This is a genomic window from Methyloversatilis discipulorum, assembly GCF_000527135.1.
In the GTDB taxonomy this organism is placed as follows: Bacteria; Pseudomonadota; Gammaproteobacteria; order Burkholderiales; family Rhodocyclaceae; genus Methyloversatilis; species Methyloversatilis discipulorum.
In genome coordinates this window covers 1,482,316-1,502,765 of the sequence record NZ_AZUP01000001.1, presented here as the reverse complement: position 1 = coordinate 1,502,765, position 20,450 = coordinate 1,482,316, and the positions used below count along the sequence as shown (strand labels likewise).

General features: G+C 67.1%; 22 protein-coding genes. 16 read left to right on the top strand and 6 right to left on the bottom strand.

Annotated features, from left to right (window positions below; genetic code table 11):
* Positions 1 to 31 precede the first annotated feature (31 nt).
* Positions 32 to 595: a chlorite dismutase family protein gene (locus tag METFAM1_RS0106860; RefSeq protein WP_019918867.1), complete on the top strand. Its 564-nt coding sequence runs from the start codon at positions 32 to 34 to the stop codon at positions 593 to 595.
* Positions 596 to 620: 25 nt separating this feature from the next.
* On the opposite strand, the gene METFAM1_RS0106855 is transcribed toward METFAM1_RS0106860, so the two are convergent.
* Complete coding sequence (locus METFAM1_RS0106855) at positions 621 to 1,796, bottom strand: DUF3047 domain-containing protein (protein ID WP_019918866.1); 1,176 nt, start codon at positions 1,794 to 1,796, stop codon at positions 621 to 623.
* A 225-nt stretch (positions 1,797 to 2,021) separates the two neighbouring features.
* On the opposite strand from METFAM1_RS0106855, the gene METFAM1_RS0106850 reads away from it, so the two are divergent.
* The 6 genes from METFAM1_RS0106850 to trmB all read left to right on the top strand — a co-directional run bounded on the left by METFAM1_RS0106850 (position 2,022) and on the right by trmB (position 7,700).
* Positions 2,022 to 3,053: a polysialyltransferase family glycosyltransferase gene (locus METFAM1_RS0106850; protein ID WP_019918865.1), complete on the top strand. Its 1,032-nt coding sequence runs from the start codon at positions 2,022 to 2,024 to the stop codon at positions 3,051 to 3,053.
* Positions 3,054 to 3,118: 65 nt separating this feature from the next.
* Entirely contained in the window at positions 3,119 to 4,273 is a 1,155-nt protein-coding gene (locus tag METFAM1_RS0106845) for an O-antigen ligase family protein (RefSeq protein ID WP_232419676.1), read from the top strand.
* Positions 4,270 to 5,304, top strand: a complete 1,035-nt coding sequence (locus METFAM1_RS0106840) for a glycosyltransferase family 9 protein (RefSeq protein WP_024300533.1) — start codon at positions 4,270 to 4,272, stop codon at positions 5,302 to 5,304. The genes METFAM1_RS0106845 and METFAM1_RS0106840 overlap by 4 nt, the downstream gene beginning before the upstream one ends.
* Positions 5,301 to 6,386: a glycosyltransferase gene (locus METFAM1_RS0106835; protein ID WP_019918862.1), complete on the top strand. Its 1,086-nt coding sequence runs from the start codon at positions 5,301 to 5,303 to the stop codon at positions 6,384 to 6,386. Before METFAM1_RS0106840 ends, METFAM1_RS0106835 begins: the two co-directional genes overlap by 4 nt.
* Positions 6,387 to 6,399: 13 nt before the next feature.
* Entirely contained in the window at positions 6,400 to 7,044 is a 645-nt protein-coding gene (locus METFAM1_RS0106830) for a hypothetical protein (protein WP_019918861.1), read from the top strand.
* On the top strand, positions 7,041 to 7,700 hold the full coding sequence (trmB, locus tag METFAM1_RS0106825) for a tRNA (guanine(46)-N(7))-methyltransferase TrmB (protein ID WP_019918860.1): 660 nt from the start codon (positions 7,041 to 7,043) through the stop codon (positions 7,698 to 7,700). Before METFAM1_RS0106830 ends, trmB begins: the two co-directional genes overlap by 4 nt.
* A gap of 71 nt (positions 7,701 to 7,771) precedes the next feature.
* Here the strand turns inward: trmB and METFAM1_RS0106820 are convergent, their stop codons facing one another.
* On the bottom strand, positions 7,772 to 8,158 hold the full coding sequence (locus METFAM1_RS0106820) for a hypothetical protein (RefSeq protein ID WP_019918859.1): 387 nt from the start codon (positions 8,156 to 8,158) through the stop codon (positions 7,772 to 7,774).
* A gap of 294 nt (positions 8,159 to 8,452) precedes the next feature.
* On the opposite strand from METFAM1_RS0106820, the gene METFAM1_RS0106815 reads away from it, so the two are divergent.
* The gene (locus METFAM1_RS0106815; protein ID WP_019918858.1) at positions 8,453 to 8,761 is read left to right on the top strand and encodes a YkgJ family cysteine cluster protein; all 309 of its coding nucleotides are present in this window, start codon (positions 8,453 to 8,455) and stop codon (positions 8,759 to 8,761) included.
* 74 nt (positions 8,762 to 8,835) lie between these two features.
* On the opposite strand, the gene murB is transcribed toward METFAM1_RS0106815, so the two are convergent.
* The gene (gene murB / locus METFAM1_RS0106810) at positions 8,836 to 9,861 is read right to left on the bottom strand and encodes a UDP-N-acetylmuramate dehydrogenase (RefSeq protein WP_019918857.1); all 1,026 of its coding nucleotides are present in this window, start codon (positions 9,859 to 9,861) and stop codon (positions 8,836 to 8,838) included.
* Between the two features lie 322 nt (positions 9,862 to 10,183).
* Between murB and acnB the strand changes: the two genes are divergently transcribed.
* Both acnB and METFAM1_RS0106800 read left to right on the top strand, forming a co-directional pair.
* Positions 10,184 to 12,775, top strand: a complete 2,592-nt coding sequence (gene acnB / locus METFAM1_RS0106805) for a bifunctional aconitate hydratase 2/2-methylisocitrate dehydratase (protein WP_019918856.1) — start codon at positions 10,184 to 10,186, stop codon at positions 12,773 to 12,775.
* A gap of 220 nt (positions 12,776 to 12,995) precedes the next feature.
* On the top strand, positions 12,996 to 13,796 hold the full coding sequence (locus METFAM1_RS0106800; RefSeq protein WP_019918855.1) for a response regulator: 801 nt from the start codon (positions 12,996 to 12,998) through the stop codon (positions 13,794 to 13,796).
* Positions 13,797 to 13,803: 7 nt separating this feature from the next.
* Here METFAM1_RS0106800 and METFAM1_RS0106795 read toward each other — a convergent pair whose 3' ends face one another.
* A complete protein-coding gene (locus tag METFAM1_RS0106795) occupies positions 13,804 to 14,886 on the bottom strand; it encodes a 3-deoxy-7-phosphoheptulonate synthase (RefSeq protein WP_019918854.1) in 1,083 nt (360 codons plus the stop codon).
* A 97-nt stretch (positions 14,887 to 14,983) separates the two neighbouring features.
* On the bottom strand, positions 14,984 to 16,105 hold the full coding sequence (locus METFAM1_RS0106790) for a PQQ-dependent sugar dehydrogenase (RefSeq protein WP_019918853.1): 1,122 nt from the start codon (positions 16,103 to 16,105) through the stop codon (positions 14,984 to 14,986).
* A 60-nt stretch (positions 16,106 to 16,165) separates the two neighbouring features.
* Between METFAM1_RS0106790 and METFAM1_RS0106785 the strand changes: the two genes are divergently transcribed.
* Entirely contained in the window at positions 16,166 to 17,017 is an 852-nt protein-coding gene (locus METFAM1_RS0106785; protein WP_019918852.1) for an endonuclease/exonuclease/phosphatase family protein, read from the top strand.
* Between the two features lie 48 nt (positions 17,018 to 17,065).
* Here METFAM1_RS0106785 and METFAM1_RS0106780 read toward each other — a convergent pair whose 3' ends face one another.
* On the bottom strand, positions 17,066 to 17,263 hold the full coding sequence (locus METFAM1_RS0106780; protein ID WP_019918851.1) for a DUF465 domain-containing protein: 198 nt from the start codon (positions 17,261 to 17,263) through the stop codon (positions 17,066 to 17,068).
* 232 nt (positions 17,264 to 17,495) lie between these two features.
* Between METFAM1_RS0106780 and METFAM1_RS0106775 the strand changes: the two genes are divergently transcribed.
* From METFAM1_RS0106775 to METFAM1_RS0106755, 5 genes are all read left to right on the top strand, one after another.
* The gene (locus METFAM1_RS0106775; RefSeq protein WP_019918850.1) at positions 17,496 to 17,735 is read left to right on the top strand and encodes a DUF3567 family protein; all 240 of its coding nucleotides are present in this window, start codon (positions 17,496 to 17,498) and stop codon (positions 17,733 to 17,735) included.
* Positions 17,736 to 17,827: 92 nt separating this feature from the next.
* On the top strand, positions 17,828 to 18,370 hold the full coding sequence (greB, locus tag METFAM1_RS0106770; RefSeq protein WP_019918849.1) for a transcription elongation factor GreB: 543 nt from the start codon (positions 17,828 to 17,830) through the stop codon (positions 18,368 to 18,370).
* A complete protein-coding gene (locus tag METFAM1_RS20810; RefSeq protein ID WP_157256674.1) occupies positions 18,367 to 18,762 on the top strand; it encodes a DUF2946 family protein in 396 nt (131 codons plus the stop codon). Before greB ends, METFAM1_RS20810 begins: the two co-directional genes overlap by 4 nt.
* 63 nt (positions 18,763 to 18,825) lie before the next feature.
* On the top strand, positions 18,826 to 19,275 hold the full coding sequence (locus METFAM1_RS0106760) for a copper chaperone PCu(A)C (RefSeq protein ID WP_019918847.1): 450 nt from the start codon (positions 18,826 to 18,828) through the stop codon (positions 19,273 to 19,275).
* Positions 19,276 to 19,570: 295 nt separating this feature from the next.
* Positions 19,571 to 20,446 (top strand): FliM/FliN family flagellar motor C-terminal domain-containing protein, encoded by an 876-nt coding sequence (locus METFAM1_RS0106755; RefSeq protein ID WP_081627195.1) that lies wholly within the window; start codon positions 19,571 to 19,573, stop codon positions 20,444 to 20,446.
* Positions 20,447 to 20,450: the final 4 nt, after the last annotated feature.

Below are 20,450 nucleotides of genomic sequence, written 5' to 3'. Positions count from 1 at the left end.
GCCTGATCGTCCACCCAGACCGGAGTCAGCCATGACAGAACGCCTATGGACTTTCGCCGCCGGTGCCGACGGCCCCTGGCGCATTACCGAAGTACGCGCCGTCATCGGCGAAGCGCTGGCCGAGGCGCCACGCCTCGACCGCATCGCCGGCGATGCGGCGGGCAGCGGCCTGTGGTCGCTGCGCGGCATCACGAGCAATGAGCGCTACGTCACCCGCGACGAGAAACAGACGCTGACCGCTGCCTCGCCGCCGCTCGGTCGCAGCAGCGCAGCCTGTGCGGTGCTGATCCCGATCCGCAAGTCGGCGGCCTGGTGGGCGCTGGCGCAGGACGAGCGGCGCGCCATCATGGAAGAGCAGTCGCACCACATCGCGCATGGTCTGCGCGTGTTGCCGGCGGTGGCGCGCCGGCTGCATCACTGCCGCGACCTGTCGCCGGACGAGCCTTTTGATTTCCTGACCTGGTTCGAATTCGCGCCGGAACACGAAGCAGAGTTCGACGCGCTGCTGGACGTGCTGCGGGCGTCGCCCGAGTGGGCCTACGTCGAGCGCGAGTTCGAGGTGCGGGCGCGGGTGGATATGGGGCCGGAGAACTGAGTCCGCCGGCCCGCTGCACGCGGTACTACCAGACGGCGAGGTCGCTGCCGTTGGCGCCGATGCGGATGTCGCCGAACTGGGCGCGGCCTTCGCCACGTCCGAACACGCTGTTGGCGATCAGCCACACGCGCACGATGCGTTGTGGCGGTGGCCCGCCGACCGCCTTCGCGTAGTCCTGCAGCACATTGCGCGACTCGTTCAGCCAGCGCCCGAGATCAGCATTGCCCGAGCGCGCCACCACGTGGGTTTCGCGGTCCTTCCAGCCGGGCAGCGGGCAGCGGAAGGTTTCGCCGACTGGCAGCGTGCTGCTCCACAGATAGGTCAGGTCCTGACCATTGTCGAACTCGACGGCGATGCTGATGTAGTCGTGCGTGATCACGCTGTTCTCGGCCTGTTTGCCCGGCAGCTGGTTTACGCGCCACGACCACTTGAGCTCGGTGTCCGGTGTCAGCGCGACCTCGGCCGGCTTTTGCAGGATGGCGACGTCGTTGCGCGTGTGCGTGTGCATGCGGCGCCTCGGGCCGCCGTCGTCGTCAGCGTGGACCTCGCGGAAGATTTCCGCCGGGCCCAGTTCCCACAGGTACTGCCAGCCCTCGGGCGCCGCAGGTGGCGACTGCAGACGGGCCAGGGCCGGCGCCGCCCAGTCGGGCGCAGCCGGCTGCAGGGCCAGTGCCGCGAGTGTGGCCGCGACGTCGGCGTCCGGCGCCCAGCGGATCAGCGCCACGCTGATGCCGCCGCCGGCGTCGGGGCTGGCGGGCGGCGCCTCACCTTGGTAGCGGCCCTTGGCGTCGAGCCAGCGGGTGGGCAGGTTCTTCAACTGCACGGTGCCGCTTTCCGCGACGGTGAAGGTGTCGGTGGCGTCGAGGCCGCGCGAGATCGCTCCATTTTCGCCGATGCGACGCCATAACTGGAGCGGCGCTTCGAGCGAAATGTCGTAGTGACGCGACAGCCATACCCGGCCCTGCAGCAGTACGGTCACCCGGTCGCCGGCCTTCACCGGAAAGCCGCTGTCCAGCCACGGGCTGTGTTCCGCGCCAAGGTAGAGCACCTTCATGCCGGTGACTGCGCCGTCGACCAGCGGCGCAACGGCGGTCTTCACCGACGCCTCGAAGCGCTCATGGGCGGACTGCGCCCACGCACTGCCGGAGGCCGCTACCGCCAGGCTCAGTACAAGGCTGCGCCACAGATGTTTCATCGTCATTCCGTCTCCTTCCTCATTTGCCGTGCAATGCCGCACGCATGCAGGGTGGCAGCAACTGCGCGCCAAAGGCAGGGCTGGACAGGGGGCGGGGCGCCGTTCCCGGCGCAGCGGGTGGAAGATGCCTGCTTCGCCGCCGGCGCAGGCGCGGAGTGGTGCGGACATCACGTCCACCTGCTCAAACAAGTAACATCACGCCTTCGCAAATTTCCCACACCGCCGTCCGGCATGTCCGATTCCCGTACCGTCGCCGTCTATTTCGTCGCCTCGCCGCTGCAGTACCTTGCCGCCAGGCGCATTGCGCAGGCGTTCGAGCCCGGCGCACGGCAGGTGCTGGTCTGGTACAAGCCGGGCATGAAGTCGGCCGTCGATCCGGCCGAGTGGGACGCGTGTACCTATATGCCGTGGCCGCGCTGGGAGCCGCTGCCCGGCGCTTTTGGCCGGCATCGGCGACTGCGCGCCAACATCGGTCTGGTGAGCGGGCTGGTCGGGCAGTGCGAGCGCCTGATCGTCCACAGCGCGGTGTTCGATACCGAGGCGATCAACTATTTCCTGCACGCCCTGCCGCGCGCCGTCGGCGCGCGCGAAATGCACGCGCGCATCCTGCCAGACGGCCTGATCTCGATTCGCCGTTATCCGCTCAGCCTCACGAAAAGACTGGCGCAGCGCCTGCGGCTGCTGCGCAGCCTGTTCGCGCCGGAGCTGCGCTACACCTGTTTTTCCGGTGACCGCATCGGTTCGGATGCGCCCTTCTGCGACCGCATCTACGTGCTGCCGGGGTTGCCGCACGAGTATCCGGCCGACAAGGTGGCGGTGTTGCCGCCGCTGGTCGATGCGCCGACGCCGGCTGCTGACGACACTGGGCGGCGCGCGCTGGTGGTGGGGCAGCCGCTGACCGGCTTCGGGTTGATGAGCGCTGCCGATCTGACGGCGACCACCGCGCGCATACGCGACTGGCTGGCGGAGCAGGGCATCACCGATATCGATTACAAGGCGCACCCGAAGGACGCCGCGCACGAGCTGCGTCATCCCGACTACCGGCTGATCGAGCCGGACTGCGCACTGGAGGTTCATATGGCGCGCACGCCCTACGCCGCCGTCGTTGGCGTACGCTCGACCGCGCTGCTGATCGCGCGGCAGATCTATCCTCCGGCAGTGCGCGTGCGCGCTTTCGGCTGGCCGGCGCTGAACTTCAAGACACCGGATGAACGGAAGGACATGAGGACAACCTTCGAGCAGTGCGGTGTGGAGATCGAATGACTTTCGCCGATTTCCGCACGCGCATACCCGCGATCAATTCATGGCTGCTGGCGGGCGTGTTCTTCATGATTCCGGTGACGGTCGCGCCAGCGTACTGGCTCACCGTGCTGATTCTGGTTCTCTGGCTGATCGAGGGGCGCCTCGGGCAGAAACTGCGTGCCTTGGCTGCCGAGCCGCTGGTGTGGGCCTTCGTCGCCTACTTCGCCGTGTTCGCCCTCTCGCTGCTGTGGTCGGACGACCTGTCATGGGGGCGGCGGCTGCTTGGCCGGCAGTACCTGTTCCTGCTGTTTCCGCTGTATCTGAGCGTCGCACAGCGTGGGCACTTCGCCCGCTACGTCAGCGCCTTCCTGCTGTCGGTGACGATGTGCGAGCTGCTGACTTTCTACAACTGGGCTCAGTTGCACGTATGGCCCGAGTTGCCGGACGGCATACGTGTCGACAAGGGGGCCGACGACACGGCGCCGTTCGTCGATCGAATTCTTTATACGCCGGCGCTGGCACTGGCCGGCTATCTGTCGGCGCACCGCCTGCTGTTCGAGCTGACTTCACTGCGTGCCCGGCTGACCTACGCAGCGCTGTTCGCAGCCACCGTGTTCAACCTCCTGATTTCGGGTGGCCGGGCCGGTCTGGTCGGTTTCCTCGCGTTGCTCACCATGCTCGCGTTCCAGCGCCTTGTCCGCCGGCCCATGCTGGCGGCGGGCGTGGCGGCCGCGCTGGTCAGCGGCATCGTGTTCGGCGGGTACTATGGCAACGACTACTTTCGCTTGCGAGTGGACCGCGCGTTCGACGAAGTTGTCCGTTACGAAGAGTTGCCGAAAGCGTCGGTCAGCCAGCGCATCGTATATGCCGCGAACGCGTGGCGCGTGTTCGCCGAGCACCCGCTGGTCGGCGTCGGCCTTGGCGATACGCGCGAGGCCTATCGGGAAATGAACGCCCGCCACACGCCAAAGTGGAAGCCTGCCTGGAACCCGCACAATCACTATCTCTACGTCCTCACGGCTGCCGGTACGCTGGGTGCTCTTGCGCTGGCTGCCGTGCTGCTGCTGCCCTGGTTTCTCGGTGCGCCGGCAGATGGAAGGGAACGCGTGCGAAAGGCGTTGCCGCTGCTGTTCATCGTCATCTGCCTGTTCGAGTCCTATCTGATGCGGTCCAACACCACCCTCATGTTCGTGCTATTCACTGCGGCGTCATGGTGCGGCGTGCGAGGGCGGCCGGCTTGAAGCGCATTCTCATCGTCCGCACCTCGGCCATCGGCGACGTGGTGTTCGCGTCGCCGCTGGCGGCGGCGATCAGGCGGACGCATCCGGACGCCTGCATCGCCTGGCTGGTCGAGCCCGGCATCGACGCGTTGATCGCGCACGACCCGAACATCGATGCCCGCATCCTGTGGCCGAAGGCAGAGTGGACGCGGCTGTGGCGCGAACGCCGCTACGGTGAGCTGTGGCGGCGGGTGAGGGCCCTGCGCGCCGAACTGCGCAGCCATCGCTTCGATACCGTGCTCGACCTGCAGGGCCTGCTGAAAAGCGGCTTTCTTGCCTGGCTGGCCGGTGCGCGCACACGCATCGGTCTCGGTTCGCGCGAGGGGAGCCAGTGGTTGATGACGCGCGTGGTGCCGCGCGGCGGCGACATCGCGCGCATTTCGTCCGAATACCTGCATCTGGCTGAACAGCTCGGTCTGGACACGGGAGATTTCCTGCCGACACTGCACGTATCCGCGGACGCGGACGTCCGCGCGCAGGCGTTGCTGGCGGAGCATGGGCTGACGCCAGGCCGCTACGCCGTGTTCGCTGCGTTCACGACGCGGCCGCAGAAGCACTGGTTCGAGGATGCCTGGCAGACGCTGGCGCCCAAGCTCGCCGCGCAGAAGGGATTGACCCCGGTCCTGCTCGGCGGACCGGCCGACGCCGAGGCGGCGGCACGCATCGCTGCCGGCGCGCCGGGGCTGGTCAATCTGGTCGGCCGCACGAAGCTGCCGGAAGCGGCCGCGCTGGTGCGTGGCGCCGGCCTGCTGGTCGGCGTCGATACCGGACTGACGCACATGGGCATCGCCTTCGCGACGCCCACCGTGGCGATCTTCGGTTCGACCTGTCCCTATACGAATACCGGTCGCGCCAACGCGCGCGTGATCTGGCTGGGCCTGCAGTGTTCGCCGTGCAAGCGCCGGCCGACCTGCGGCGGCGCCTATACCTGCCTGCGCGACATCACGCCGGACCGGGTGCTGGACGAAACGGCAAAGGCGCTCGCGGCATGAAGGTGCTGCACGTCGAAGCCGGCAAGCACTACTACGGCGGTGCGCGCCAGGTCGCCTACATCGTCGAGGGACTGGCGCGACGCGGTGTGGCCAATGTGCTGGCCTGCCCGCCGGGTGCCGGCATTGCCGCTGCGTGCGCCGGCCATGCGCAGGTGGTCGAGATGAAGATGGGCGGCGATGCCGACGCCGGCATGACGCTGCGTCTGGCGCGTCTGATCCGCGCCGAGCGGCCCGACATCGTGCATCTGCACAGCCGGCGCGGCGCCGACCTGTGGGGCGGCATTGCCGCGAAGCTGACGGGCACCCGCTGCGTGCTGTCGCGCCGCGTCGACAACCCGGAGCCGCGCTGGCTGGTCGCGCTGAAGTACCGCCTGTACGACCACGTGATCACCATTTCCGAAGGCATACGCGAGGTGCTGCTGTCCGAGGGGCTGGCCCCGCAGCGGGTGAGCTGCGTGCGCAGTGCGGTCGATGCCGCCCCCTACCTCGAACCGGTGGATGGCGTCGCCTTCCGCCGCGAGTTCGGCCTGCCGGACAATGCGCGCGTGATCGGTGTGGTGGCCCAGCTGATCGCCCGCAAGGGCCATCGCTACATGATCGAGGCGACGGCCGCACTGCATGCGAGCCATCCGGATGTCCGGGTGATCTTCTTCGGGCAGGGGCCGCTGCGCGAGGAACTGGAAGCCGAGGTGGCGGAGCGGGGGTTGGCGGAGGTGATCCGCTTCGCCGGTTTCCGTACCGACCTGCCACGCTGGCTGGGCGGGCTGGACATCCTCGCTCATCCGGCTGACATGGAAGGGCTGGGCGTATCGCTGCTGCAGGCTTCGGCCGCCGCGGTGCCCATCGTCACCTCACGCACCGGCGGACTGCCGGAGGCGGTGGCCGACGGCGTCAGCGGACTGCTGATTCCGCCCGGCGACGTGGCCGCGCTGACCGCGGCGCTGGCACGTCTGCTCGACGATGCCAGACTGCGTCGCCGCTTTGGCGAGGCCGGCCGCGCACGCATACTGGCGGAGTTTTCGGTGGATGCGATGGTCGAGGGCAACCTCGCCGTCTATCGCCGGCTGATATCACGCAACTGAATACGGATACGACATGACGACGACTGACCGCCGCATCGTGTGGCTGCTGATTGCCTACTCGCTGCTGCTTGCTTTGCTGCCGATTGCGCTGAACGAGCAGGCTTTCCACTGGACCTTCTCCGAAGTGGGGCCATTCGAGCAGTTGTCGATCGCCGGCTGGCTGGGTACGGCGGTCATCGTGCTGTTGCGCATCCGCCCGCTGGGCGCGCGCGCCTGGGCCTTCGCCTTGCTGTGCCTGGCGTTTGCCGCGCGCGAGGCCGACTGGCACAAGCTGTTCACCGGCGAGAGCTTTCTGAAGAACAGCTTCTACCGTGACGCGGCGCGTCCCTTCGAGGAGAAGCTGATCTGCGGCGCGATCGCCATCTTTCTGGTGGCACTCGTGCTGTACGCCGGGCTCGTGATCGCGCGCTTCCTGTTCCTGCAGGGCGGCTGGCGTTCGCGGTCCGGCGCCTGGCTGATGGCGGGTACTGCGCTGGTGGTAGTAGGCAAGCTGATCGATCGCCTGCCGGCCGTGCTGTCGGTCGATTACGGCATCGAACTGGGCCCACTGACCAAGCTCTATTCGGCCGCTTTCGAGGAAGGCCTGGAAATGGCGCATCCGATGATACTGGCGTGGTCGGTGTGGATCAGCCAGACCGGGCGGCGCTACCTGTCGTGACCGAGCTGCCCGGCCGTTCGCGCGTGCCGGTGAGCACGCAGACCGGGCCGCACGAACAGCTGGCGGTGCTGATCGAACGCCGCCGCGGACAGGACTACCGCAAACCGGTCGCCCCCTACAGTGCGGAGGCGTTCGCGCGCTTCGCGGCCGTCTGCGTGCCGGGCGCGCCCCTCATCGTCGACAGCTGCTGTGGCGTCGGCGAGAGCACACTGCATCTGGCCGAGCTTTTTTCCGATCACTTCGTGCTCGGCGTCGACCAGTCGGCCGACCGCCTGTCGCGTGCACCGGCATTGCCATCGAACGCGCTGCTGTTGCGCGCGGACATGGCCGACGTCTGGCGCCTCCTCTACGAGGGCGGATATCGACCGACGCATCAGTACATGCTCTACCCCAACCCCTGGCCCAAGATCGGGCAACTGGCGCGGCGCTGGCCGGCGCATCCGGTGTTCCCTCTGGTGCTCGCGCTGGGCGGCGTCATCGAGTGCCGCAGCAACTGGCGCGTCTACGTCGAAGAGTTCGCGCAGGCGGTCAAGCTGATCGCGGGCATCGACGCCCGCGTCGATGAGCATGTTCCGTCGACGCCGATCACGCCCTTCGAACGGAAGTATCTGGCGAGCGGGCACGCCCTGTACCGCTGTGGTGTGCATGTGGGTTGACGACAACGGGCGGATCGCCGGCAGCGATCCGCCCGTGCGCGACCGCATCTTTCGCGGCCGCTGGCGTGTCATCAGTTCACGTGGAAAGGCACGAAGTCCGGATCAGCCGGCGCCGCCGGTGCGATCGGGCTCGGGCGCTGGGTGATTTCGGCCCACGCCTGTTCCGGATTGCCGCCGCGCGCCTGCTGCGCCGCGGCAGCGCGATGCCAGCCGGTGTCGTTCGGGTAGTTGTCGCTGCGGTACAGCGGGTCGGCCGCAGCGGCGGGCGCCACTGGCGTCGGGCGGGCGGTTACCGCGTTGCGAGCATCGACCGCGTCGGTCGTCATTGCGCCCTGGCTGCCAGCAGGCAGGGATTCAACCGTGTCGTTCATGTGCTCGGTCGGATAGGTGGTTTCGGCCATCGCGCCGGCGGATGTGATTACGAAGGCGGCGGTAACGAAGGTCTTGAGGACGGTCATTGCAGTCTCCTTGGATAGCGTGGATAGCGGATACCGGGATCGGCATCCATGGACTGCATTGTCGACGCTGGCGGCCTGGCCGGCTGTCGGCAGGAGGGTAGCCGCTGTAGGCGCCCTGCCAATGCGTGTAGGAAGCCGGGCGGCTCCGGTCACCGATGATGTGCCGGTGTTCCCGGCGCGATCGCGCTGCCGGGGCGGCATACGCCGCGCCCTGTCGTTGTCGGTCGCGCTGTCGGACAATGTCGGAACATCAGATCGGCGCGAGGCGCGCGATCCACACCTATCCGGAGCTTCATGGACTACAACTGTGTCGAATGCGGCGCCTGCTGCGCTACTTTCCGCGTCGATTTCCATCCGTCGGACGGCGAGGCGCAGGGCGGGCGCGTGCCCGAGGGCCTGTACGACGAACTGAACGGATCAATCGCCCGCATGCGTGGCACCGACCACACGCCGCCGCGCTGCCGTGCGCTGCGCGGCTGCATCGGCGAGCAGGTGAGCTGTTTAATCTACGACGAGCGGCCCGATCCGTGCCGCGAATTCGAAGCGGGGTCGGATGCCTGTGTGCGAGCGCGGCGCCGGCATGGCTTGGCTGAATCGGCCTGACGGATACCGGATTCCCCGAAAGGCCGATTCCCCGGTGGAGCGAGCTTGCTCGGGATGGTGGCCTGAGCGGAAGGTCAGCCGACGATAACCGGTTCCGGTTCGATATCGACGCCGAATCGCTCGCGCACGCTGGCCTGTATGTCCGCGGCCAGCTTCATCAACTGGTCGGCGGTCGCCTGGCCGTGATTCACCAGCACCAGTGCCTGCCTGTCGTGCACACCGGCATCGCCGCGCCGCGTGCCCTTCCAGCCGCAGCGGTCGATGAACCAGGCAGCGGCGAATTTCACCGAGCCGTCGGTCGCAGCGTAGTGCGGGGCGTCCGGGTGGGCGGCGAGCAGGCGGCCGGCTTCGTCCGCGGGCAGCACCGGATTGCGGAAGAAGCTGCCAGCGTTGCCGATCACCGCCGGGTCAGGCAGCTTGGCGCGGCGCACCGCGCACACGGCGTCGAACACGTCGCGCGGGGTCGGACTGGTGACTCCGCGCGCCGTCAGTTCGCGCTGCAGGTCAGCGTAATCCGCACGCACCTCGGGCCGCGTGCTCAGCCGGAATACGACGCGGGTGATGATGGCGCGGCCGGCCAGCCGGTGCTTGAACACGCTGTCGCGGTAGCTCATCGCGCAGTCGGCAGCCGTCAGTTGCAGCCAGCGACGGTCCTGCATGTCCCAGGCGTTGACACTGTCCAGCCGGTTCACCAGTTCGACACCGTAGGCGCCGATGTTCTGGACCGGCGCGGCACCGACGGTGCCGGGAATGAGCGCGAGGTTCTCCAGCCCGTGCCAGCCGTGGTCGAGTGCGTGACTGACCCAGTCGTGCCAGTTCTCGCCCGCCGCGACTGCGACACGCACCGTGTCGCCGTCGCGCGCCAGCACTTCGATGCCGCGTGTGCGCATCTGCAGCACGGTGCCCGGAAAGTCGGCCGCGAACACGATATTGCTGCCGCCGCCCAGAACCAGGATGCGCTCGCCGCGCTGCAGCAGCGCCTCGGTCAGCGCCGGCAGATCGGCCGCGTCGTCCACCGGCTGCAGCCTTGCCGCGCGGGCGGGCAGGTGCAGCGTGTTCAGATCGCGCAGGTCGGCGTCGGGGAGGGCAGGGGCAATCATGACGAGCCGTGAGTCGGACCGCGAAGCGCTGGAGCAGGGGCGCGCAGTATAGCCAAGCGACTGCGCTGCAGTGCGGCAGGCGGCTTGGCTTTAAATCGAATAAAAGATATCATATATAAGACTTGAACCGCCTTCGCGCGCAGTGGGTTTTGCGCTGCGCCATGCAAGGTTGCGGTCGTCGCCAAGGTGCAGATTAGAAAGCACTTTTTCGATGCCGTTTCGGTGCAAGCCGCGGCTTTTCAGTCCGCGTCTTCGTGCGACGCACCATCGGAAGCGTGTGTCGTTCTATGATGCGGTATACCCGTCTACCGGAGGACTCACCGTGCTTGAAGCTTACCGTGCCCATGCCGCCGAACGCGCCGCGCTCGGCATCCCGCCGCTCGCCCTCGATGCGAAGCAGACTGCTGAACTGATCGAGCTGATCAAGAACCCGCCCGCCGGCGAAGAAGCCTTCCTGCTCGACCTGCTGACCCATCGCGTGCCGCCGGGCGTGGACGACGCCGCCAAGGTGAAGGCCTCCTTCCTGGCCGCCGTGGCGCACGGTGACGTCAAGGTCGCACTGATTTCCAAGGCGAAGGCCACCGAACTGCTGGGCACCATGGTGGGCGGCTACAACGTGAAGCCGCTGATCGACCTGCTGGACGACGCCGAAGTCGCCGGTGTCGCCGCCGAAGGTCTGAAGAAGACGCTGCTGATGTTCGACTTCTTCCACGACGTCGCCGAGAAGGCGAAGGCCGGCAATGCCAAGGCCAAGGAAGTCGTGCAGTCCTGGGCCGACGCCGAGTGGTTCACCAGCCGTCCGGAAGTGCCGAAGTCCATCACCGTCACAGTGTTCAAGGTGCCGGGCGAAACCAATACCGACGACCTGTCGCCGGCGCCGGACGCGACCACCCGTCCGGACATCCCTATGCACTACCTGGCGATGCTGAAGAACACCCGCCCGGATGCGGCCTTCAAGCCGGAAGAAGATGGCAAGCGCGGTCCGATGCAGTTCATCGAGGACCTGAAGAAGAAGGGTCACCTCGTAGCCTATGTCGGCGACGTGGTCGGCACCGGCTCGTCGCGCAAGTCGGCGACCAACTCGGTCATCTGGGCCACCGGCCAGGACATCCCCTTCGTGCCGAACAAGCGCTTCGGCGGCGTTACGCTGGGCGGCAAGATCGCCCCGATCTTCTTCAACACGCAGGAAGACTCCGGCTCGCTGCCGATCGAAGTCGATGTGTCGAAGCTGGAAATGGGCGACGTGATCGACGTGCTGCCGTACGACGGCAAGATCGTCCGTAACGGCGAGACGGTCGCTGAATTCGCACTCAAGAGCGAAGTGCTGCTGGACGAAGTGCGCGCCGGCGGCCGCATCAACCTGATCATCGGCCGTTCGCTGACTGCCAAGGCGCGCGACTTCCTCGGCCTGGGCGCGTCGACGCTGTTCCGTCTGCCGAAGGCGCCGGTCGATACCGGCAAGGGCTACACGCTGGCGCAGAAGATGGTCGGCCGCGCCTGTGGCCTGCCGGAAGGCAAGGGCATCCGCCCGGGCACCTACTGCGAACCGAAGATGACCACGGTCGGCTCGCAGGACACCACCGGCCCGATGACCCGTGACGAACTGAAGGATCTGGCCTGCCTCGGCTTCTCGGCCGACCTCGTCATGCAGTCCTTCTGCCACACCGCCGCCTATCCGAAGCCGGTGGACGTGAAGATGCACCGCGAACTGCCGACCTTCATTTCGAACCGCGGCGGCGTTGCGCTGCGTCCGGGTGACGGCGTGATCCATTCCTGGCTGAACCGCCTGCTGCTGCCGGATACCGTCGGCACCGGCGGCGACTCGCACACCCGTTTCCCGATCGGCATTTCCTTCCCGGCCGGTTCCGGCCTGGTCGCGTTCGGCGCCGCCACCGGCGTGATGCCGCTGGACATGCCGGAATCGGTGCTGGTGCGCTTCAAGGGCACGATGCAGCCGGGCGTTACGCTGCGCGATCTGGTGCATGCGATTCCGCTGTACGCGATCAAGGCCGGTCTGCTGACCGTTGCCAAGCAGGGCAAGAAGAACATCTTCTCCGGCCGCATCCTGGAGATCGAAGGTCTGCCGGATCTGAAGGTCGAACAGGCGTTCGAACTGTCGGACGCGTCGGCCGAGCGTTCCGCTGCCGGCTGCACGATCAAGCTGAACAAGGAGCCGGTGCAGGAATACCTGCGCTCGAACATCGTTCTGATGAAGAACATGATCGCCAACGGCTACCAGGATGCCCGCACGCTGGAGCGTCGCATCAAGTCGGTCGAAGCCTGGCTGGCCGACCCGCAACTGCTGGAAGCGGACAAGGACGCCGAGTACGCGGCCGTGATCGAGATCGATCTCGCCGACATCAAGGAACCCATCGTCTGCTGCCCGAACGATCCGGATGATGCCAAGTTCATGTCCGAAGTCAGCGGCACGAAGATCGACGAAGTGTTCATCGGCTCGTGCATGACCAACATCGGCCACTTCCGCGCCGCCGGCAAGCTGCTGGAAGGCAAGAAGGACATTCCGGTGCGCCTGTGGATCGCTCCGCCGACCAAGATGGACGCCTCCGAGCTGACCAAGGAAGGCTATTACGCCACCCTCGGCGGTGCGGGTGCCCGCATGGAAATGCCGGGCTGCTCGCTGTGCATGGGTAACCAGGCGCAGATCAAGGAAGGCAGCACCGCGATGTCGACCTCGACCCGCAACTTCCCGAACCGTCTGGGCAAGAACACCAATGTGTTCCTCGGCTCGGCCGAACTGTCGGCGATCTGCTCGAAGCTGGGCCGCATCCCGACGCGCGAGGAGTATCTGGCGGAAATCGGCGTCGTCACCAAGGACGCCGACAAGGTCTACAAGTACATGAACTTCGACCAGATCGAAGAGTACGCGGAGACCGCGAAGGAAGTGACGGTCTGATCGTCGTTCGCAGCACGCAGTGAAGACGGCCCGCGATTGCGGGCCGTTTTTTTTGCCTGTCGCACCGTAATGCCGGCATCGCAGCCGACGCCGGACGGGGGCCTCACGCCGAAATGCGGCGGCGAGGCGCGTCGGCAGGTCGAGTGCGTGACGAAGCGCTGCTCATGTTGCAGCGCGATGGTGCCGTCAAGTACAGCACCACATCCTGCGGGCCACGCCCATGACGCCTGACCTGTTCAATCTCGACGTGCTGCTGGTCGAACCTTCCCCGACGCAGAACAGGATCATCCGCGAGCGCGCGGCGGCGGTCGGCATCATGCAGATGCGCGAAGCCGAGGGTGTTCAGTCGGCGCTGGCGGCGATGCAGGCCAAGGTGCCCGACGTGGTCATCAGCGCGCTCTACCTGCCGGATGGCGATGGCACCGGCCTGGTCCAGGCCATGCGCAACACGCCCGAACTGCAGCATGTCGCCTTCGTGCTGGTGTCCAGCGAAACCCGGCCGCAGGCGCTCGACGCGGTGCGCCAGTCCGGCGTCTGCGGCATCCTGCCCAAGCCCTTCAGCAGCGCCCAACTGCAGCGGGTACTGGCGGCTACGCTCGATTTTCTCGCCGACGATGCATCGCCCGATGAAGACATCGACTACGAATCGCTGCGCGTGCTGCTGGTCGATGACAGCGGCAATGCGCGCCGCTTCATGCGCCGCGTGCTGGAGAACATGGGGCTCAGCGACATCGTCGAGGCTGGCGATGGCAGCGAAGCGGTGAAGTTGCTGGAGCAGACCCTGTTCGATCTGGTGGTGACCGACTACAACATGCCGGAGATGGACGGACAGGCGCTGGTCGAGTACGTGCGCCAGCAAAGCTGGCAGGCTTCCGTGCCCATCCTGATGGTGACCAGCGAATCCGACATGGGGCGCCTGGCCGCCGTGGAGCAGGCCGGCGTGTCCGGCATCTGCGACAAGCCCTTCGAGCCAGCCACCATACGCACACTGCTGAAGGGCGCGCTGCGGCACACCGCCTGAGCAGGCCTCAGCCGGCAGCCATCCGGCGCTTCAGTGCCGGGCCTGCGGTGGCGGCCAGTTCGCGCAGCATGCGCTCGGTGGTGGCCCAGTCCACGCATCCATCGGTGACCGAACAGCCATAGCGCAACTGCGACAGATCCTTCGGAATCGGCTGGTTGCCTGCTTCGAGATGACTTTCGATCATGACGCCGACGATGGAGCGGTTGCCGTCGCGGATCTGCCCCGCCACGTCGGCCAGCACCAGCGGCTGCATCTCGGGCTTCTTGAACGAGTTGGCGTGCGAACAATCGACCACGATATTGGGCGGCAGGCCGGCCTTGATCAGCGCCTGTTCGGCCAGCGCGATGCTGACCGAATCATAGTTCGGCCGGCCCGCGCCACCGCGCAGCACCATGTGGCCGTGCGGGTTGCCGCGCGTGCGGATGATGCTGGAGCGGCCGTAGCGGTTGATGCCGAGAAAGCTGTGCGGGCGCGAGGCGGAAATGATGCCGTTGATCGCCGCGTCGAGGTCGCCGTCGGTGGCGTTCTTGAAGCCGACCGGCGTCGACAGCCCGCTCGACATTTCCCGGTGCGTCTGCGACTCGGACGTGCGCGCGCCGATCGCCGTCCATGAGATCAGGTCGCCCAGATATTGCGGCGAGATCGGGTCCAGTGCCTCGGTCGCCGCCGGCAGCCCCAGTTCGGCGACGTCGAGCAGGAAGCGGCGCGCCAGGCGCATGCCTTCCTCGATCTGGAAGCTGTCGTCCATGAAGGGGTCGTTGATGTACCCCTTCCAGCCGACCGCGGTGCGCGGCTTCTCGAAATACACGCGCATCACCAGCAGCAGCGTCGGCGACAGTTCGTCCGACAGGGCGCGCAGTCGGCGTGCGTAGTCCATGCAGGCCTGCGGGTCGTGCATCGAGCAGGGGCCGACGACGACGAACAGGCGCGGGTCGGTCCGTTCCAGGATGGCGCGCACCGCCTCGCGGCCGGCCCGCACGGTTGCCTTCGCCGCTTCGCTGAGCGGCGCTTCGCTCTTGATGTCGCCCGGCGCCGGCATCACCGAAAAGCTCTCGATGCGGCTGTCTTCGAGTGTGGTGTCGGTGTTCATGATCAGTCTCCCCGTTTGTCATGCCAGTCAACGCCGACCGGCGCGCGCTGTCAATCGCGCCGGTCAAGGAAAGCGTGAATGGCGGGTGCAGACTGTTTCAGCGCGCGGCGTGCCGGGTGCCGTTCCAGCGCACGCGGTAGATCGCGTCCGCGGCGTCGTCGGACACCAGCAGCGAACCGTCGGGCAGCACCAGCACGTCGGCCGGCCGGCCGGATACTGCGTCGTTGCGGCCGAGGAAGCCTTCGATGAAGGGCGTGTAGCTGGTGACGGTATTGCCGTCGAGACGCGCCACCATGACGCGGTAGCCGTCGCGCACGCTGCGGTTCCACGAACCGTGTTCGGCGATGAACACCGCACCGCGGTATTCGTCCGGGAACTGCGATCCGGTGTAGAAGCGCATGCCCAGCGGTGCCACGTGGGCGCCGAGCCGCAGCACCGGCGGCGTGTAGTCGGCGCAGGACCGGCCCTTGCCGAATTCCGGATCGGCAATGTTGCCGCCGTGACAGTAGGGGTAACCGAAATGCTCGCCGGCCTTGCTGACGCGGTTCAGTTCACACGGCGGCGTGTCGTCGCCCATCCAGTCGCGGCCATTGTCGGTGAACCACAGCTCGCGCGACTTCGGGTGCCAGTCGAAGCCGACGCTGTTGCGCACGCCGCGGGCGTAGATTTCCAGCCCGGTGCCGTCCGCGTTCATGCGCATGATGTTGGAAAAGCCATCCTTGTCGCGGTCGCAGATGTTGCACGGGGCGCCGACCGGAACGTAGAGCTTGTCGTCCGGGCCGAAGGCGATGAATTTCCAGCCGTGCGCGCTTTCCTTCGGGAAGCGGTCGCTCACCAGCACCGGCTTCGGTGGCGCCGCCAGCCTGTCGTCGATGGCGGGCAGTTTCACGATGCGGTCCAGCGACGAAACGTAGAGGTCGCCCTTGCGCCACGCGACGCCGACCGGCATGTTCAGCTGGTCCGCAATCCTGACCGCCTTGCCGGCCTTCATCGTCGCCGGGTCGAAAGCGACGGCACTGACATGGCCGGCGCGCGAGCCGACATAGAGCCGGCCGGGGGCGCCCAGCGTCATCGCGCGCGGATTGTCGACCTGCGCCCACAGCTCTATCGTGAATCCAGGCGGCACGCGCAGTTTCTCGATAGCGGTTTCGGCGTGGGCGAGGGCGGAGCCGAGCGAAAGCGCGCCGGCGAGCAGGAGGCTTCGTATCATGGTGGTCATTCCGTCATCAGATGCGGAATCGACCGGCCTGCGGCGCCGGTGTTCCGCAGTGGAGCGAACATGAAGCTGGTCAGCTGGAACATCCAGTGGGCGCGCGGTTGCGACGGCCGCGTCAGCACCGGGCGTATCGCCGACATCGTGCGTGCCTGGGGCGACGCGGACGTGATCTGTCTGCAGGAGGTGGCGGTCGGTTTCGACACCTTGCCCGGAATGCAGGGCGAAGACCAGGTGGCGCAGTTCGGCGCGCTGTTTCCGGACTTTACCGCGGTCTTTGCGCCGGGCAGCGACCGCCTCGCTGACGACGGCCAGCGCGTGCAGTTCGGCAACCTGACGCTGTCGCGCCTGCCGGTGCTCGCCGTCTGGCGCCGTCTGCTGCCGTGGCCGGCCGACGACAGCGTACCCGGCATGCAGCGCGCGGTCGCGGAAGTGACCGTCGCTTCTCCGGGCGGACCACTGCGCGTGCTGAACACGCACCTCGAGTACTACTCGGCGATGCAGCGCATGGCGCAGGTGGAGGCTTTGCGCGCGCTGTCAGCAGAGGCGCTGGCTCACCTGCGTGCGCCGCCCCGGAGCAAGGACGCGAACCCGGCTTTTCTGCCGCCGCCGCGCCCTGCCGCGGCGTTGCTGTGCGGCGATTTCAACTGCGAGCCGCACAGTGCGGAACACGCGCGGCTGACTGCGCCGGCGGACGAAGCAGGCGCCGACTGGATCGATCTGTGGACGCACTGCCACGGCAGTCAGCCGCACGCGCACACCGTCGGCCTGCATGGTGCCGACTGGCCCGACCATCCGTACTGCTGCGATTTCGGTCTGGCGACGCCGGCCTTGCTGCCGCGCGTGGTCGGCATCGATGTGAACGGCGGCACGGACGCTTCGGATCATCAGCCCTTGCGGGTGGAACTGCGCGACTGAAGCGCAGTCATCATCCATGCAGGGCTGATCGCCCGGAATCGGTCGTCGTCAGGCGATGTCGTCGGGGTCGAGCAGGCGCTCTATCGTCGCGATACGGTCGCGCAACAATAGTTTTCGTTTCTTCAGTCGTCGCAGCAGAAGCTCGTCGCGCGACTGCACGTCATGCAGGTCGGCGATGGCCTGATCGAGGTCACGGTGTTCGGCGCGAAGCGCGTCCAGCGTGGCGCGCAGTTCCTGTTCTTCCATGCCTGGCGCGCTGCCGGGAGGCGGCGCCTACTCCGTTTCGGGGACAGGCCCGGATGTTAGGTGTCACACAGCGGGGGCGCAAGCGCCCTTCAGCAAAGCAGTACCCGGCCGTTAGTTCACTTGAAAGGCGGCGGGTGTGCCCCATCTGCACTGCAGGGACGCGGTGCAGGAAGCTGCGACGGGCATTCTGCCGTTGCGTGTTGTACAGCCGCACCAGCCAAGGAGAGAAATCATGCACATCATGTTCAACAATCCGCTGGTCTATGTGGTCGAGTACGCAGGTCTGGAAGCCGTCGAGGTGATCGACAAGCGCATCGGACGTGGCGCCCTGATCCGCGACGACGCAGCACGCCGTTTCCGCGAGGAACTGAAGGAACTGGTCGACCACGACGAAGAGGTCGGACCGGAAGAGTTCGATGCCTTCATGGTGCCGTGGGAGGCGCTGCTGACGCAGCCGGCGATCTACCACTGACGCACCCACCGGCCGCCCGCGGTGTTTCGCCGCAGGCGGCCGCTTCGGTAAGATGCGTGTCCGCAGAATCTGCACGCAGCCTCCGCATTCCGATGAGCAAGGCCTTCACCAAGGAAACCGACACCGAAGAGGACGATCCCGAATCGGTCAGCGCGCTGCCACCTGGCAGCAAGAACTACATGACGCTCGCCGGCTACGGCCGTCTGCGGGCCGAACTTGACGATCTGGTGCGCAGCGAGCGCCCGCGCATCGTCGAAACCGTCGCCTGGGCCGCCTCCAATGGCGACCGCTCCGAGAACGGCGACTACATCTACGGCAAGAAGCGCCTGCGCGAGATCGATCGCCGCATCCGCTTCCTGATCAAGCGACTCGAATCGGCCACCGTGGTCGACCCCAGGGAACAGCAGAACCCTGAACAGGTGTTCTTCGGCGCCACCGTTGACTACGAGGACGAGGACGGCCCGCACACGGTGCAGATCGTCGGCGTCGACGAAGCCAACGCATCCGACGGCCGCATTTCATGGATATCGCCGCTTGCCCGCGCGCTGCTCAAGGCACGCGAGGGCGACACCGTGCGCTTCCAGAGTCCGGCCGGACTGCGCGAGATCGAGGTGATCGAGGTGCGCTACGAGTGAGCGCACAGCGACATGTGCGTGTCGTTGCGCGCCTGCTTCTGCTGGCGCTGCTCGCGCTGCCGGCGGTGCCGGTGCTGGCGCAGGGACTCGCACGCAGCGCAGGAATCGCGCTGGCCGCCGACATCTGCACCGGCGCACGCGCGGCGGACGACGGCATGCCGGCCCCGGTTCAGCATGGCGGAGCGCATTGCCAGCTGTGCGGTACTCATGCCGGCGGTGCCGTTCCGGTCCGCGCGATGCCGGCCCTTGTCTTCGGTTCACGTCCCGGGCGGGAACGCCTCGCGCCGACGAGCGAATGCGGCGGTGACGAGCGCGGAATGCGACCGGAGGCGAGGGCGCCTCCCGGCGCCCACCGTCCCTCCGCCCGACCCTTGCACAGCATTCCCGACTGACGCGCGGCGCCTGCTCTGCCGGTGCCCGACACGTCATCGCCCAGTCCTTTCCGGAGCACAGAAATGAAATCAGTCCTGACCGCCACTCTCCTTTCCATCGCCTGCGCCGCCGCCATGGCCGACGTTACGGTGAAGGATCCTTGGGTACGCGCCACCGTGGCCGAACAGAAAGCCACCGGCGCCTTCATGCAGATCACCGCGCCGAAGGCTGCGCGGCTGGTCGGCGTTCAATCGCCGGTGGCCGGCGTCGCGGAAATCCACGAAATGTCGATGAACAACAATGTGATGCGCATGCGTGCCATCCCGGCGATCGATCTGCCGGCCGGCAAGGCGGTCGAACTCAAGCCTGGCGGCTACCACCTGATGCTGATGGATCTGCGCGCGCCGCTGGTCGATGGGCAGGTCGTGCCGCTCAGCCTGACCGTCGAGACCGCCGACGGCCGGCGCGAGACGCTGGAGGTCAAGGCCCCGGTGCGCCCGCTTGGCGCGGCCGCGTCGCACGACCACCACTGAGCGAAGCGACGTTTCCGCGCGCGGGCCGCGCGTCCCCGAGCGCCCCTCGCGGTCTTCTGCTCCCCGCTGTCCGCTGCCTGCACACCTCGCGTGTGCAGGCGGTCCTGCCTTTTCCGTCGTCCTCTCACGTTCTCCGGGATATCTTCCCGCCGCGGTGATCAATCAACCGTACGGATACAGTTAATTAACCGTACGCCTAAAGTTTCGCCTCCAGGGTTCGTAATCCTGCACAGCAGGTGGTCGCTGACAGCCTTGTCCGGCCGGACTTTCGCAATACAACGCACACAGAACTGTCATGAACTCGAATTCCAGGAGTGGCGATCCGGTCGCTTCCAGGGTGCTGGACGCGAGCGCGCTCGGCCGTCCCGTCCATCGTCTGGATGCCTTCGCCGACAGATTGTCCAGGGATCTGGCCGAGGCATTCCGCGGTGGCGTGAACCGCCGCTACCGGGCCGCCTTCGATCTGCGCTCGGTCAGCATCGACCGCACCGGACACGCCGGCGACCTGATCCGCTGGACGGCCTACACCGGCGAGACAGGGCGCATCCTGTTCGCCGCCGAACGTCCGCTCGTACTCACCCTGCTCGGATACCGCTTCGGCCTGATCGGGCGCAGCGGTGCAGCGGCGCCGGCGCAGGCCGACGGCAACGGTCGCGCAACCGCGACCGAGGAACGTGTGGCGGTCGCCCTGGGTGAGGAACTGGCCGCCGTGGTCGCCGCCCGCATCGAAACCGGTGACCTCGACCGGCCGCTCGACGCCGTCGCAACGCCGGCCTTCTCGATCGCGCCGGCACCGCCTCCGGCCGCGGGCGCCTGGACGCTCAGCTGCACGGTGGCCGACCCGCTGCTCGGCGAGGACAGCCGCATGTGGTTCGTGCTCGACGACGCCTGCATGGACAGACTGCTGCGCGGCCTCGCGCCGCCGCGGGAAAAAAAGGACGCAGCCGGCGCCGACACGCCGTTTGCCCACCGACTGCAGATGACGCTCACCGGCCGCCTGCTGAGCAGGGACATCCAGCTCGGTGAACTGTTCGACCTGCGTGTCGGCGATGTCATTCCGGTCTTCGTCGGCGAAGCCGACGTGCTGGTCGACGACTCGCGCCTCTTTACGGCAGCTGTCGCCGAACACCGGGGCAAGCTCTGCCTCACCTCATTCAACGATATGGACTGATGCC

Coding starts and splice junctions, on each gene's coding strand:
- METFAM1_RS0106775 (WP_019918850.1), top strand. CDS start 17,496: ATGCACATCATGTTCAACAATCCGCTGGTCTATGTGGTCGAGTACGCA.
- METFAM1_RS0106830 (WP_019918861.1), top strand. CDS start 6,400: ATGACGACGACTGACCGCCGCATCGTGTGGCTGCTGATTGCCTACTCG.
- METFAM1_RS0106850 (WP_019918865.1), top strand. CDS start 2,022: ATGTCCGATTCCCGTACCGTCGCCGTCTATTTCGTCGCCTCGCCGCTG.
- METFAM1_RS0106860 (WP_019918867.1), top strand. CDS start 32: ATGACAGAACGCCTATGGACTTTCGCCGCCGGTGCCGACGGCCCCTGG.
- METFAM1_RS0106760 (WP_019918847.1), top strand. CDS start 18,826: ATGAAATCAGTCCTGACCGCCACTCTCCTTTCCATCGCCTGCGCCGCC.
- METFAM1_RS0106780 (WP_019918851.1), bottom strand. CDS start 17,263: ATGGAAGAACAGGAACTGCGCGCCACGCTGGACGCGCTTCGCGCCGAA.
- METFAM1_RS0106855 (WP_019918866.1), bottom strand. CDS start 1,796: ATGACGATGAAACATCTGTGGCGCAGCCTTGTACTGAGCCTGGCGGTA.
- METFAM1_RS0106755 (WP_081627195.1), top strand. CDS start 19,571: ATGAACTCGAATTCCAGGAGTGGCGATCCGGTCGCTTCCAGGGTGCTG.
- METFAM1_RS0106820 (WP_019918859.1), bottom strand. CDS start 8,158: ATGACCGTCCTCAAGACCTTCGTTACCGCCGCCTTCGTAATCACATCC.
- METFAM1_RS0106785 (WP_019918852.1), top strand. CDS start 16,166: ATGAAGCTGGTCAGCTGGAACATCCAGTGGGCGCGCGGTTGCGACGGC.
- METFAM1_RS0106835 (WP_019918862.1), top strand. CDS start 5,301: ATGAAGGTGCTGCACGTCGAAGCCGGCAAGCACTACTACGGCGGTGCG.
- greB (WP_019918849.1), top strand. CDS start 17,828: ATGAGCAAGGCCTTCACCAAGGAAACCGACACCGAAGAGGACGATCCC.
- METFAM1_RS0106800 (WP_019918855.1), top strand. CDS start 12,996: ATGACGCCTGACCTGTTCAATCTCGACGTGCTGCTGGTCGAACCTTCC.
- murB (WP_019918857.1), bottom strand. CDS start 9,861: ATGATTGCCCCTGCCCTCCCCGACGCCGACCTGCGCGATCTGAACACG.
- METFAM1_RS0106790 (WP_019918853.1), bottom strand. CDS start 16,105: ATGACCACCATGATACGAAGCCTCCTGCTCGCCGGCGCGCTTTCGCTC.
- METFAM1_RS0106795 (WP_019918854.1), bottom strand. CDS start 14,886: ATGAACACCGACACCACACTCGAAGACAGCCGCATCGAGAGCTTTTCG.
- METFAM1_RS0106845 (WP_232419676.1), top strand. CDS start 3,119: ATGATTCCGGTGACGGTCGCGCCAGCGTACTGGCTCACCGTGCTGATT.
- METFAM1_RS0106815 (WP_019918858.1), top strand. CDS start 8,453: ATGGACTACAACTGTGTCGAATGCGGCGCCTGCTGCGCTACTTTCCGC.